The organism is Planococcus sp. 107-1, assembly GCF_021513255.1.
Lineage (GTDB): Bacteria > Bacillota > Bacilli > Bacillales_A > Planococcaceae > Planococcus.
Map to the genome: position 1 here is coordinate 1,325,905 of NZ_CP090977.1, position 14,032 is coordinate 1,339,936.

Annotated in this window: 14 protein-coding genes and 1 pseudogene; 13 read left to right on the plus strand and 2 right to left on the minus strand. The window is 43.9% G+C overall.

What is annotated here, in order from left to right:
* Window positions 1-67: 67 nt before the first annotated feature.
* The 11 genes from L0M13_RS07070 (at window position 68) to L0M13_RS07120 (ending at window position 10,018) form a co-directional block, all read left to right on the plus strand.
* Window positions 68-1,318: an MDR family MFS transporter gene (locus L0M13_RS07070; protein ID WP_235198891.1), complete on the plus strand. Its 1,251-nt coding sequence runs from the start codon at window positions 68-70 to the stop codon at window positions 1,316-1,318.
* A 129-nt stretch (window positions 1,319-1,447) separates the two neighbouring features.
* On the plus strand, window positions 1,448-1,939 hold the full coding sequence (locus L0M13_RS07075) for a GNAT family N-acetyltransferase (RefSeq protein ID WP_235198892.1): 492 nt from the start codon (window positions 1,448-1,450) through the stop codon (window positions 1,937-1,939).
* A 27-nt stretch (window positions 1,940-1,966) separates the two neighbouring features.
* The gene (locus L0M13_RS07080; protein ID WP_235198893.1) at window positions 1,967-2,503 is read left to right on the plus strand and encodes a GNAT family N-acetyltransferase; all 537 of its coding nucleotides are present in this window, start codon (window positions 1,967-1,969) and stop codon (window positions 2,501-2,503) included.
* 158 nt (window positions 2,504-2,661) lie between these two features.
* Window positions 2,662-3,558: a DMT family transporter gene (locus L0M13_RS07085; protein ID WP_235198894.1), complete on the plus strand. Its 897-nt coding sequence runs from the start codon at window positions 2,662-2,664 to the stop codon at window positions 3,556-3,558.
* Window positions 3,559-3,569: 11 nt separating this feature from the next.
* Entirely contained in the window at window positions 3,570-4,418 is an 849-nt protein-coding gene (locus L0M13_RS07090) for an SDR family NAD(P)-dependent oxidoreductase (RefSeq protein ID WP_235198895.1), read from the plus strand.
* Window positions 4,419-4,473: 55 nt separating this feature from the next.
* A complete protein-coding gene (locus L0M13_RS07095; protein ID WP_235198896.1) occupies window positions 4,474-5,967 on the plus strand; it encodes an AMP-binding protein in 1,494 nt (497 codons plus the stop codon).
* 139 nt (window positions 5,968-6,106) lie between these two features.
* Window positions 6,107-6,490: a GNAT family N-acetyltransferase gene (locus tag L0M13_RS07100; protein ID WP_235198897.1), complete on the plus strand. Its 384-nt coding sequence runs from the start codon at window positions 6,107-6,109 to the stop codon at window positions 6,488-6,490.
* A 410-nt stretch (window positions 6,491-6,900) separates the two neighbouring features.
* Entirely contained in the window at window positions 6,901-8,286 is a 1,386-nt protein-coding gene (nhaC, locus tag L0M13_RS07105; protein WP_235198898.1) for a Na+/H+ antiporter NhaC, read from the plus strand.
* Between the two features lie 100 nt (window positions 8,287-8,386).
* Window positions 8,387-8,725 carry a zinc ribbon domain-containing protein YjdM gene (locus L0M13_RS07110; RefSeq protein ID WP_235198899.1) on the plus strand — a complete coding sequence of 113 codons (339 nt, stop codon included), beginning with the start codon at window positions 8,387-8,389 and terminating at the stop codon, window positions 8,723-8,725.
* A gap of 29 nt (window positions 8,726-8,754) precedes the next feature.
* Complete coding sequence (locus L0M13_RS07115; protein ID WP_235198900.1) at window positions 8,755-9,483, plus strand: alpha/beta fold hydrolase; 729 nt, start codon at window positions 8,755-8,757, stop codon at window positions 9,481-9,483.
* Window positions 9,484-9,676: 193 nt separating this feature from the next.
* Window positions 9,677-10,018 (plus strand): hypothetical protein, encoded by a 342-nt coding sequence (locus L0M13_RS07120; protein WP_235198901.1) that lies wholly within the window; start codon window positions 9,677-9,679, stop codon window positions 10,016-10,018.
* 207 nt (window positions 10,019-10,225) lie between these two features.
* Here the strand turns inward: L0M13_RS07120 and L0M13_RS07125 are convergent.
* Window positions 10,226-10,667, minus strand: a pseudogene (locus L0M13_RS07125) (universal stress protein); the annotation flags it as partial.
* Window positions 10,668-10,966: 299 nt separating this feature from the next.
* On the opposite strand from L0M13_RS07125, the gene ald reads away from it, so the two are divergent.
* Window positions 10,967-12,082, plus strand: coding sequence for an alanine dehydrogenase (gene ald / locus L0M13_RS07130; protein ID WP_235198902.1), 1,116 nt, complete (start codon window positions 10,967-10,969; stop codon window positions 12,080-12,082).
* A 45-nt stretch (window positions 12,083-12,127) separates the two neighbouring features.
* Here ald and L0M13_RS07135 read toward each other — a convergent pair whose 3' ends face one another.
* A complete protein-coding gene (locus tag L0M13_RS07135) occupies window positions 12,128-13,228 on the minus strand; it encodes a M24 family metallopeptidase (RefSeq protein ID WP_235198903.1) in 1,101 nt (366 codons plus the stop codon).
* A gap of 90 nt (window positions 13,229-13,318) precedes the next feature.
* On the opposite strand from L0M13_RS07135, the gene L0M13_RS07140 reads away from it, so the two are divergent.
* Window positions 13,319-13,999, plus strand: a complete 681-nt coding sequence (locus tag L0M13_RS07140; RefSeq protein ID WP_235198904.1) for a metal-dependent hydrolase — start codon at window positions 13,319-13,321, stop codon at window positions 13,997-13,999.
* Window positions 14,000-14,032 lie beyond the last annotated feature (33 nt).

Here is a 14,032-nt window from a genome sequence, read left to right on the forward strand (position 1 = left end):
TGGAAAATGTCCATTTTCTAATTGTTTTGTCTAGTTTAATATACATAAGACAAAGGAGGTTGACAACATGAGATGGAAAGATTATCCACAAAACATTAAAGTCCGTTTAATCACCTCTTTCTTTAACCGGGCGGTATCTTCTGCGGTCATGCCTTTCATGGCATTATTTTTCGCGCAAGAAGTCGGAAAGATTTGGGCTGGGGCATTTTTAGTCTTTACAGTCATCATCGGTTTTTTTATCAATTTAATCGGCGGCTATGTTTCGGACCGTTTTCCGAGAAAACAAGTGGTCGTTTGGACTTCCGCATTGAGTGCGCTCTTTTTCCTGTTAATGACGATCAGCTTATTGCCTGATCAAAATTGGATTTTGCTTTTTGCTGCTGCATATTTATTTTTTGTAGTCACCAGCAGTTTAGGGCGGCCGGCTATGCACGCACTTATTATCGATTCCACTACTCCCGAGAACCGGAAAGCGGTTTACACAATCGAGTATTGGCTGACGAATCTTTCGATGGCAATCGGGGCAGCGCTTGGCGGATTGCTGTACGTTAATCATCAAATTGAATTATTCATTCTTTTGACCGTGACGGCTTCAGGGCTTCCGGTTGCTTTCCAAATCTGGTTGAAAGACGGCGGAGTGGAACAGCGGAAGCAGCAGCATAAAAACGTTTTTATGGATGTGCTGCAAAATTACCGTGTAGCTTTTCGCGATTTGCCTTTTGTTAAAGTCGTGGTTGGATCGATGTTCATCTTTGCGGCTGAATTTTCTTTGAACAGCTACATCGGTGTCCGATTGGCGGAGACGTTTGAAGCTGTCAGCATCGGCAGCTTTGAAATTGTCGGGGTGCGCATGCTCAGCATATTGAATATCCAGAACATGCTATTGGTCGTGTGCTTGACGTTTTTTGTCAGCCGGATCACAGATAAATTTTCAAAACAGAAAGTCTTGCTGACCGGCCTCATCATCTACAGTATCGGCTATATCACGATTACATCAGCGGATGCCTGGTATATCTTAATCGTATTCAACTTGATTGCGACAATTGGAGAATTGATTTATTCGCCGGTCCGCAATGCCGAGCAGGCGAATATGATTCCGGCGGACAAGCGCGGCTCGTACTCCGCCTTTTCAAATATTTCGTTCAGTGGAGCAGACTTGTTGGCACGTTCGACCATCATCATAGGCGCTTATCTTATGCCTTCCATGATGTCCGTGTATATCGGAGTCTTATTGATGATCGGAACATTCTTGGTTTATACAGGTTTATTCGTCAGAAATTATTCGGTTCATAAAGAAATAATTACCAAATTACCTTAGTAGAACGCAATAGAATAGTGTACTATTAATGAAAGAAATAAAAAATTCTGATTAATAGCAAGGAGGAAATAGCTGACTTAAGCTATTTCCTTTTTGTCGAGTCAGCTCGGTTTAAGGAGGAAGCAATTTATGCAGATCAGAAAAGCAGCACCGGAAGACGCAGAGAAATTAGTAAATTTAATGAAGCATGTAGAACAGTCGGAATTTATGTTATTCGAGCCGGGAGAACGAAAAACAGAGCCGGAACAATTGAGCAAAAGAATCGAAGCTCTAGGCGAAGACTCTGCCATTTTGTTAGCTGAAGATGCCAACTGCCTTGTCGGTTATTTGTTTGCCATGGGTGAAGGGGTAAGGCGAAAGCGGCACTCCGCATATATCGCTTTAGGCATTGCCGAAGGACAAAGAGGAAAAGGGATCGGAACCGAGTTATTTCGGGCATTGGACAGTTGGGCGGCTTTAATCAGCCTTCATCGCCTCGAACTGACGGTCATGGAAACAAATGCAGCTGGACTCGCATTGTATAAAAAAGCGGGATTTGAAGTGGAAGGGACGAAAAGAGATTCGCTCCTCATAAATGGCCAATTCGTCAATGAATATTATATGGCGAAAATTATCGGATAACCCAACTTGATAAAAGGAGATAGATACTTGATTATTCAAAATGAACTTCTTGCTATCCGTGAATTAACCCGCAAAGATAAAGACAATATGGTTCGTTGGCTATCAGACCCGCGTGTCCTCGAGTATTACGAAGGACGGGATAACCCCCACGATGAACAGCTAGTCGAGTCCCATTTCCTCAATCGGCAGGACGAAACAGGAAGGTGCATCGTGGAATATGAAGGGAAAGCGATTGGCTATATTCAATTCTATCCAGTCTTGGCGGAAGAACGGGAAATCTATGGTTACGGAAGCCAAGAGAAAATCTTCGGCACCGATCAATTTATCGGAGAACCGGATTATTGGAATAAAGGGATCGGCACCGACTTAGTGGGTTTGATCAAATATTATTTATTCGATTCATTAGGAGCCGATCGCATTGTTATGGATCCGCAGGCAGAAAATAAACGGGCCATTGCCTGCTACGAGAAATCCGGATACCGGAAAATAAAACTCCTTGAAAAGCATGAAATGCATGAAGGGGAGATGCGGGATTGCTGGTTGATGGAATGCAATCGGTCATAAAGAAAGGGTGATTTTATGGGGTGGGTGTTTATTATCGTGATAGCTTATCTTCCTATTTTTTATCGAATCCATAAACGTTTGGGTTCATTAGAAAATGAAGTGATGCGTTTAAAGGATGAGAAAAATCTATAGAGTGGATTGGCAAAGGGGATAAAGGTATGAAGAATAAAGCTGTTTTTGCTTTTTTAGTGGTGTTGACGACCAGCTTGATGGGATCCTCTTTTGCAGTCGGCAAAATCGGCTTGGAATACATTTCACCGCTGCTGCTGGTCGGCATGCGTTTCACGTTAGCAGGCATTATGATGGCGGTCATTGTAATAGTTTTAAAGAAAAAGCATCCTGTAAAAGTGAATGACTGGCTGAAAATCTTTTTAATCGGCGCTCTCCAGACGGCGGGCGTCATGGGTGCGATTTTTTTAAGCCTGCGAACGATTACAGCTGGGGAATCTGCAATTCTCACTTTCATGAATCCCTTGTTGGTCGTAATCTTCGGTACATTTGCCTTGAAGATCTCCTATCGATTATTGCAATGGGCAGGTGTGGTTTTAGGGTTTTTAGGTGTGGTCGTCACGATGGGCGGCCAAGTCCAGTTGGAAGTCGGAACTGTTTTCGGTTTTGCGAGCGCAGTTTTCTGGGCTATCGGAACTTTATTGATCAAAAAATGGGGCGGACAGTTTGATACATGGGTATTGACCGCTTACCAGATGTTTTTTGGCGGCATCCTTCTTTTAGCAGCGAGCTTGTTATTGGAAAATGCCGTCCCAGTCTTCACGTCAGCTTCCGTGGCTATTATTTTATGGCTGGCCATTCCGGCATCGATCGTCCAATTTTCCGTTTGGTTTTATTTGCTGCAAAATGGCAATCCCGGAAAAGTCAGTGCCTTTCTTTTCCTTGCGCCGTTTTTTGGCGTCATCACGGGTTGGCTATTGTTGGACGAAAAAATTGGAATCTCCCTTTTAATTGGCGGAACCCTAATTTTTGCAGGGATTTTCTTGGTGAATTGGCCTGATAAAAAGGCCGAAGAATCAGGAGAGGTTGAAGTTGTAAGAGGATGAAGAGGTGGAATATGGGAACTTACACGTTGCTGGAACATTTTTTATTTCCGCCGGTTCTATTCAATCGCCCAAAACTGGTGAAGGCATTGAGCGGCAAAACCATTTTGATCACGGGAGCGAGTTCTGGCATTGGCCGTTCACTCGCTTATTTGCTGGCAGATATTCCTTGCCATTTGATCTTAGTGGCCAGAAGAGAAACTATCCTTTTGGAGATCAAAGAGGAAATTGAATCTCCGCATACCGAGGTTAGTGTATTCGGCGCGGATTTGCGCAATCGGGAACAATTGGCGGGTTTGCTCAAGTTTCTTCATAAGCTGCCCAAAGGCTTGGATATAGCGGTCAGCAATGCAGGCATTTCCATCTATCGTCCGATTGAAGATTCTTTAGACCGCTTCCATGATTTCACCAGGACAATGGCGATCAATTATTTTGCACCAGTCGAATTGATGCTTTCCATCATTCCGCTGCTGAAGAAAAATAGCGGCCACGTTGTGAATGTTTCGACGATCAATGCCTTGCTCGTTCCGTTTCCTTTTTGGGCCGCGTATCAAGCATCCAAAAGTGCATTTGATGTCTGGTTCCGCTCAGCTTCACCGGAAATGAACGCAATGGGCATTGCGACGACGACGATCTACTTGCCTTTAGTGAAAACGCCGATGATCCTGCCGACTCCCGCATATCAAAAAGCCGCTGCAATGGAACCGGACCATGTTGCCAAACTGATCGGTACGGCTATCTACAAGAAGAAAAAGCGGCATATGCCATGGTGGCTGATTTTTGGACAGTTTGGCTCAGTTATTTTTAGGAGATTCTTTGAAACGGCACTTCCTCGGATCATCAGGAAAGGAGAAAGGCTTTGAACATCTTTAAACTAGTCCGTGTGCTGAAGCAAATTCAGCTGCTAAGCCGCGTAATTTGTTCGGTTTGTTAACCGCATTTTATCGCCAAGGCGTCAATTTAATGATGCTGGCCGATTTTGCCAATCAACTATATGGCCAAAAACCTGTCTTGACTTCTGACAAAGGAACCACGCTTTACTCAGTGCTATTTACGAGAAGCCAACAACTTTCAACCGTCCTCTATCAATCTTATGGAATCAAAAAAGGAAAGAAAATCGCCTTTTTGTGCAAAAACAACGACGCCTTGATTCCGTCGCTTATTGCAGGATCACGTCTGGGCGCAGATTTGTATTTATTGAATGCAGAGCTAGGACGGAAGCAATTCCTCCGATTGGTCGATCACCACAATTTCGATTTGCTGGTCTACGGCGAAGAACTGGAAGAAACGATCAGTCAAGCTTTGGAGGAAATGGATGTAATTTGTTTGCAGCTTCAAAAACTGGTAGCGAGTTTGTCCCCTGATCCGAGCGATTTTAATGGAGTTCCACGGACGTTTATGGGCAAATTGGTCTTAATGACCGGTGGGACGACAGGGCATGCGAAAGAGGCACAGCATAAGATTTCGCTCTTTGCTTACTTACATCCGTTTGCTGCGATCATTACGCAATTGAATTTATTATCCTGCCGGACAGCTTATATCGCGACCCCTCTTTATCATGGCTATGGCATTGCAGTGCTCCTGATCTTTTTCGTCCTTGGCAAACATGCCATCATCACAAAGGAGTTCCATGAAAAAGAGGCTTGCCGGCTGGTCGATGAACATCAGGCGGAAGTGATGACAGCAGTGCCATTGATGGTTCATAAAATGCTGCAAGAAAATCGGGAAGCGATGCAGTCTTTGAAATGCATTGTTTCCGGCGGCGCGGAACTCAATCCGCAGCTTGTAAAAAGGGTTGCTGGCGAATTAGGGCCGGTGCTTTTTAATCTATACGGGACGTCTGAAACCGGTTTGAACACGATTGCTGGCCCGGAAGATTTGGCGATTTCTGCTAAAACCATCGGCAAGGCGATTGACGGAGTAACCATACGAATAATGGATGCAGATGGCAGGATTATGCCTATTGGTGAAATCGGGCAACTGCATATTAAGAATAGAGGCGCAGTCAGCGCTTCCTCCGGTTCCTGGATCGCGACAGGAGACCTTGGCTATAGCGACAAGCAAAATAATTATTTCTTAGCCGGAAGAACGGATGACCGAATTGTATCGGCGGGCGAAAACGTTTATCCCCATGATTTAGCCGCCATCCTTTTCTTACATCCCGCCATTGAAGACTTGGCGGTAGTAGGGGTTCCAGACCCTGTCTTCGGACAGCGACTAAAAGCATTTATTCAACTGAAAAACGGTGTGAAAGAAACTCCGGAAGAAATTAAACAATGGCTTAAAGGCAGGGCTGCCAGATTCCAGATGCCGAAAGAACTGGTAATTGTCGATCAGCTTCCTTACACAGCAATCGGAAAACTCAATAAAAAAATGCTTTTACGCAATGAAGAAGCGAAAAGCGAAATTTGACCTGAACTTTCAGGTCTTTTTTTATTGATTTTTAATGAAAAGAGGTTTAAAGCAGAAAGGAAAAGTGTATACATAGTTGGGAGTTATGAAACGCATCACAGCATGAATTTGACATCACCTGAAAAAGAGGGGTAGCAGAATGTTAAGCCGATACAAGAAATCCTATAGAAAAATAGCGATGGGTCTTCTCGCTTTGGTTGTGAAAGAAAAAGAATTAAGAAGCCTTCAACAATTAATCGATCTTTATGAAAGCGATCCGCTTTATCAATTATATATTTGGAAAGAAAATGAAAAAATTGTCGGTTTAATCGGAGTTGTTAAAGAAGACGAGGATTTTAAAGTCCAGCATCTATCCATCATTCCTTCTTATGCAAAAGATGAAATCGCAGAAAAAATGCAAGCGAGCCTACAGGAAATTTCGCGATTTGAAAAAATGCGCCTTGCGAATGAAGTTGATCAGGCCCTTATGGAAGCGTTGCCTATTTCCAAAGGAAAAGGACCTACAGAACAAGCCATCTCATAAACCATTAAACTTCAAGTGGAATCCGTTGATTCCACTTGAAGTTTTTTTATTCCTTTTTCTTCTATCCAATCGGTGAATAAATTGGTGCTAGGACGAAAAGGAGGGTTGACTTGTAAAAAAGACATGATAAGATTTAAAGAAATTAGAAATGCGATAGAAAATGTTGAATGATGAAAAAGTAGTTTGATTGTGTGCAGCAGAAAGAGACTGAGCGGTTGGTGAAAGTTCAGGCAGCAAATCGAATGAATTACACCATCTGTCTTTTCAGCAAACAATGAAGTGGATGCATCGATTAAAGCGAGGCATCAAATTGGGTGGTAACGCGGAGAAAACCTTCGTCCCTTTACAGGGATGGAAGGTTTTTTTTATTTGCATAATCTAGTAAAGAATCAGTAAGAGGAGGCGTTTCCATGTTCCAGATCAAAGCAGTCATTTCACCAAGTTTTAAAGAAGCGATTGCCCTAACGGCTATGGTTGTGGCCATCATCAGTGTTTGCATCATCTTTTTTGAAGCGGCACCCCATATGCCTATATTATTTTCGATTTTTTTGTTGATTTGCTACGGGCTTGCAAAGAAAGTGCCTTACCGTGAACTTGAAAAAGGGCTGGTCGAAGGTGCCGGAGCTGGGATGAGTGCAGTTTTCCTGTTTTTCCTCATCGGAATTTTAATCAGCAGCTGGATGATGAGCGGTACGATCCCGACTTTGATCTATGCCGGCTTTAATCTGGTTACGCCCTTATTCTTTTTCGCCATCGTTTTTGTGGTGACTTCCTTAATCGGACTTTCAATTGGCAGTTCGCTGACCACTGTTGCAACAGTAGGAGTGGCTTTTATCGGAATAGCGGGGGCGATGGACTTGTCATTGGCGATCACTGCTGGAGCGATTGTATCCGGCGCTTTTTTCGGGGATAAAATGTCGCCGCTGTCTGACACGACGAATCTTTCAGCTTCCATTGTCGGAGTCGATTTATTTGAACATATTCGGAATATGGGGTGGACGACCATTCCGGCATTTGTTTTGACATTTCTTTTCTTTGCCATCCTTTCGCCGAGCGTGGAACTGAAAGATACGGCAAATATTGAAATTTTCAAGAGCGGCCTCGAAGGAACTGGCTTGATCCATTGGTATGCTTTGCTTCCTTTGCTTGTATTGATTTTCTTAACTTTGGCGAAAGTGCCAGCTTTGCTGACATTGGCCGTCAGTTCGATAAGTGCCGTCGGGTTGTCTTTCATTCACCAGAGCATCCCGTTTTCTAAAATGCTCGGAACTTTATTCGGTGGATATGTGTCTAAAACAGGGGTAGAGCAAATTGACGTATTGCTTACCCGCGGCGGAATGCAAAGCATGTTCTTTACAATCGGATTGGTGCTGCTTGCTTTAAGTATGGGCGGAATACTTTTCAAACTGGGCATCATTCAATGCTTGCTTGCCAAAATTGAAAGCTTATTAAGAAAAGTTTCCTCGGTCATTGCAGCATCCGCAATGACAGCAATTGGCGTCAATATTTTAATCGGCGAACAATACTTATCCATTCTTTTGACGGGCCAGGCTTTCCAGGAGTCCTATGCCAAGCTCGGACTTGCAGGCAAAAACTTAAGCCGGGTCATGGAAGACGCTGGGACCGTCGTAAATCCGCTAGTGCCGTGGAGCGTGTGCGGCATTTTCATTACATCTGTCCTTGGAATTTCTACGCTCGAGTATTTGCCATTCGCTTTTTTCTGTCTGCTTTCGCCAATTTTAACGGTCTTGTTTGGCTTTACCAATAAAACATTGACCTATATGGATAAGACGTGATTCTTTCGAAAGAGTTAAAAGTATCAGGAAATTAAATGGAAAGTTATAATGAAAAAATAGTTAGCTTTTAGCAAATCTACTGAAAATGGAGGAACGCCTGATGAACGAACTTCCGAATTGCCCAAAATGCAATTCTCCTTATACATATGAAGACGGCAATTTGCTTGTCTGCCCGGAATGCAGTTATGAATGGAATCCGGCTCCAGAAATTGAAATCCAAGACGAAACGAAAGTCAAAGATGCCAATGGCAATCTATTAGCAGACGGGGATTCTGTGACCGTCATTAAGGATTTAAAAGTAAAAGGGAGTTCTTCGGTGTTAAAGATCGGAACGAAAGTGAAAAATATTCGCCTTGTAGAGGGCGACCATAACATCGATTGTAAAATTGATGGATTCGGTCCGATGAAACTGAAATCGGAGTTTGTGAAAAAAGGATAAAAGGCACCTGAAAGTTAGGGGGAGTTTCAATGTACTGGACAGACAGATGGACAGAAGCAAATGGTGTGAAATTGCACTATATGGAAACCGCTATTTTCGACGATATGATGACTCCTTTAGTCTACGTGCCGGGAGCTTTGAACCATGCGGCACAAGCAACTGAGCTATTGGGCTATTTTAAAGACAGAAGGCGGATCAGCATGAGCTTGAGGGGAAGAGGCAAGAGCGAAGCGCCGCTTTCAGGCTATGCATTCAAAGATCATGTAACGGACATTGAAGCGGTAGTAGGCAGAAGCGGCGTAACAGAGTATTGCCTGCTCGCTTATTCTATGGGCGTCCCCTATGCCATTGATTTTGCTGCTCATAACCCCCATATAAAAGGGATGATTCTTTGCGATTATCCCTCCAAATATCCCGCTTTTCCAGAAGAGTGGAAAGCTCGAGTGAAAGCCGCTGGTTTTATCAGCGAGGAAAATTTCCATGTGCCTGAAGGGATCCAACGAGAATCAGCAGCGCTCAGCCTAGAAGACCAATTGGCAAAAATTGATGTTCCGGTTTTAGTCATTCGGGGAGAAAAGGATGGCTCGCTGTTAAAAGACAGCGACGTGGAATTTTACCAAAAGCACCTAAAAGACGTACGATTCATGACAGTAAAAGATGCAGGGCACGAACTTTGGGAGCCCGATAAGGAAAACTTTATCCGGTTAATTGCAGGGTTTCTGAAATGGTTGGATAAAAAAGAAAAATTTCTTGGATAAGCAGAAGCGGATGATTCGTTTAAAATCATCCGCTTCTTTTTCTTTTCGTAATTTATTAGACAAATATTCAATAATTGTTCATTTTCTGAAACCTTTTAGTTTGATTCCTCGTATATACTAATAGGAAAAACATAGAATATATGGAAGTTCTCATTATTGATATACATAAGAGGTTCAATTGAGGAGGCGCGTTGTGAAACACACTTGGGGATGGGTTTTAGGAATCGTATTGTTTAGCGGTTTGTTTTTTTACTTTACTACCTTCTTTTCTTATGAGGCATCGTCGGCCGCATTATCAGGATTTCCCGTGCCGAAAAGCGCAAAGCTGACAGAAGAAAATGAAGTGGCGAAATTGTACGAGTGGAACCGGGCATCTGAGGAAAACGGGATTCCTTTGGGCTATGAAGTGGTATTGAAAGCGAATGGATGGGAAAAAGGTTCAAGGCAAGGCGCTTCTGTACGCTACACGAAAGGCCAAGAACAAATAGATGTTATTTCAGCTACAAATCGTTTAATCTTGATCCGAATCCAATAAAATATTGCGTAGACATATCAAAAGCTGTATCCAGAACTTCTGGATACAGCTTTTGAACTTTTACCGGCGTCCGATATCTGATCCGACATCCGTTTTCCCCGAATCTTGGAGCGGTGTTTTATCGCCGACAATATAATCATTGGGGCTATTGCTTTCTAATTCGTCGCTTGTACGGTATGTGCTGGCATCGATATCATTGTCTTCGACATCTTCTGTGCGCACGACCAATACATCGCATTTAGCAGAACGGACGATATGTTCAGAAACGCTGCCGATCAAGAAACGTTCAACTGCGTTCAATCCAGTAGCACCGCAAATAATTAAATCGGCAGTTACTTTTCCTGCTAGTTCCCGGGAAATCATCGTTTTTGGAGAACCGTAATCGACCAGAACGTTTTACTTTTTCAACACCTGCTGCCTGCGCTTCTTTTTTATATCCGCCAAGCAGATCTTCCGCGAATTTTTGGGCGCGGTCTGCAATGGATCGGTCATAAGCTTCGATTGCCGCAAATGAACGGGTGTCGATGATGTTCACCAAGTTCAATGTGGCATGGTTCCGCTTCGCAATCCCGACCGATTTTTTAAATGCCCATTCTGCTTCTTTGGAGCCGTCAACTGCTACTAAAATTTGTGAGTATTTCAATGTCATATTGCATTCCTCCTTGTCTATACTGTTTTAATTCTCTATAGGTATATGAAACTCCTTCATATTAATCAGAATTTAATACAGAAAAATGGCTATTTTGTGAAACGAATGTTTTAGTACAATAACTTTATCGCATTAGCGAATAAAGAAATTCAGTACTCCAAGAAGAATAAACGGAAAAGATGCATTAAAGACAGTAAAAGGGTAATACAGGTAATGAAGGCCGATGGAGCAAGGCCATTTATTTAGCAGTTTCAAGAAATGCTTCAAAAGTGTAATTTATTCCAATTGGAGGGTTTGATATGCGAATAGGTATACCGAAAGAAGTTAAGAATAATGAAAACCGGGTAGCGATGACCCCTGCCGGTGTGGTCAATTTGGCGATGCATGGCCATGATGTTGTGATCCAAACGGAAGCAGGGACAGGATCAGGATTTACGGATGCAGATTACCAGGCGGCTGGAGCGCAAATTGTGCAATCAGCAGAAGAAGCGTGGAGTCAGGAAATGGTGATGAAAGTAAAAGAACCGACTCCTGAAGAATACGGATACTTTAGAGAAGGCATGATTCTCTTTACGTATTTGCACTTGGCACCGGAACCAGAATTGACGAAAGCGATGCTAGAAGCAAAAGTGACAGGCATTGCCTATGAAACGGTGCAATTGCCGAATAATTCTTTGCCGTTGCTGACGCCGATGAGCGAAGTGGCGGGCAAAATGTCCACGCAGATTGGAGCGCAATTTCTTGAAAAAATCCATGGAGGCGGCGGGATTCTTTTAGGTGGCATCCCGGGCGTGTCGCGCGGAAAAGTCGCGATAATCGGTGGTGGAGTGGCCGGAACCAATGCTGCGAAAGTGGCCATTGGCATGGGGGCAAACGTGACCATCCTTGACTTGAATCCCGATCGCCTTCGTCAACTGGATGATTTGTTTGGAACAGACGTTCAAACCATGATTTCCAATCCGATGAATATTACAGAATCGGTGAAAGAAGCGGATCTCGTTGTCGGCGCTGTATTGATCCCGGGAGCGAAAGCACCAAAACTGGTGACGGAAGAAATGATTCAATCGATGAAACCGGGGTCAGTAGTCATCGATATTGCCATCGACCAAGGCGGCATATTTGAGACCAGCGACCGGATTACAACACATGACAATCCGACCTATATGAAGCATGGCGTCGTTCATTACGCAGTAGCCAATATGCCCGGGGCGGTTCCGAGAACTTCCACCATCGGTTTGACAAATGTCACCGTGCCCTACGCGGTGCAAATAGCAAATAAAGGATTTGAAAAAGCCATTTTGGAAAATGAAGCATTAAAAAAAGGCGTCAACACGTTTAATGGTTTTGTTACTTATAAAGCAGTGGCAGACGATCAAGGCGAAGAGTACCGATCAATCGATGAATTGATCGGATAATTGAAAAGGCGGTCCAGGAAAAAATCCTGGACCGCCTTTTTGCTTTTATGAATGATGGATTATCTGCAATTCTTTTGGAAACTTCGTCAACACTTCTACACCGGTTTCAGTAACTGCGACATCATCTTCGATGCGGACGCCGACTTTACCGGGCACATAAACTCCGGGCTCTAATGTAAAGACCATCCCAGCTTTCATTTCCATCTCATTGGAACCGTGAAGTGAAGGGAACTCATGGACGGAAATACCAAGGCCGTGGCCAAGGCGATGAGTGAAGTATTCGCCATATCCTGCTTTTTCGATTACATCGCGGGCTGTTTTGTCCAGTTCAGCAGCTGTCACCCCTGGTTTTACTGCGTTCAATGCCGCTTCTTCCGCTTGTCTGACAATTTCATAGATTTCTTTTTGCTCTGCAGAAGGTTCGCCGAGAGCCAAAGTACGTGTGATATCAGAACAATAGCCTTTATGGACGACGCCCAGGTCAAACAACACGAGATCGCCATTTTGGAGTTTTCGGTCTCCTGTTTTGCCGTGGGGAGAAGCGGCTTTAGAACCAGCTAAAACCGTTGTATCGAATGACATATGAGTGACTCCGCGTTTTTTCAGCGCCAGCTCAATTTCCGTCATCAGCTCGATTTCGGTGATGCCTTCACGCAAATTTTTTGCAGCCACTTCGATTGCGTAGTCTGCAAGTGCCGCCGCTTCTCTTAAAATTTCCAACTCTGCTTCATCTTTGATGACGCGCATCGCGTTTACTTTGTCGTCTAATGCAGAGAATGACGGATTGCCGAAAAATTCGTTCAATGCTTCGTATCGGTCCACTGTCATATGAGATTTTTCTATCGCCAATGTACGGATGGACTCCGCTTTAGCTGAAGCTGTGCGGTGAAGGACTTCTATCGCATTTTCAGTATCTACGTGTCCGACGATGTCGCCAGACCAGCCGGCGCTTTTTGCATCCGGAATTTCCATCTGCGGGCAAATCAGGAACGGTGCCGCATTTTTGAAAACCATCACACCAAGAAGGCGCTCATGCGGATCACTCTTGAAACCGCTGACGTAAAACACGTTATCCGGGTTGGTGATAAACGCTGCATCGATTTCCATTTCGTTCAAATAATTTTGCAATTGTTCAATTTTATTCATATGTATTCCTCCTTGTATATGTGTAGCATATCAAAATTCTGGGTATAATACAGCTTGGAAAGATTGATAATAAGAGCTGGAGGGGATTAAATGAAGGTATCATTCCATGGGCATTCTGTAGTGAAAATTCAAACAGCAGGTAAAGTTATTTTAATTGATCCATTCATTTCCGGAAACAGTTTGACAGATTTAACGGCTAGCGAAGAAAAGCCGGATGCCATTCTGTTAACGCATGCGCATAACGACCACGTAGGCGATACGATCGAACTTGCGCTGCGGAATAATTCGCAAGTCGTGGCGCCGGTAGAGCTCGCTAACTACCTGGCTGGCCAAGGTGTTGAAACAGTTGGCATGAACCTTGGCGGCGCAAAAGAATTTGAATTTGGCACTGTCAAATACACGAAAGCCTTCCACAGTTCTTCGTATACCACACCAGAAGGCGAGGCCATTTACGGTGGAATGCCAGCGGGCATCCTTTTCAAAGCGGAAGGGAAGACGATTTACCATGCAGGTGATACCGAAGTGTTCGGTGACATGGAAATCATCGGGAAACGCCATGGAGTGGATTTGGCATTCGTGCCGATCGGCGATTTCTTCACGATGGGGCCGGATGACGCAGCTTATGCTGTGGAGTTGATCAACCCGAAAACTGTTGTGCCGATCCATTACAATACGTTCCCGCCGATCAAGCAGGACCCTGAGTATTTCAAAGGGCTTGTAAAAGGCGCTGAAGTCAATATCATGCAGCCTGGAGATGTAATCGAATATTAATCGGCAACCCTTGAGAATTTTCTCAAGGGTTTT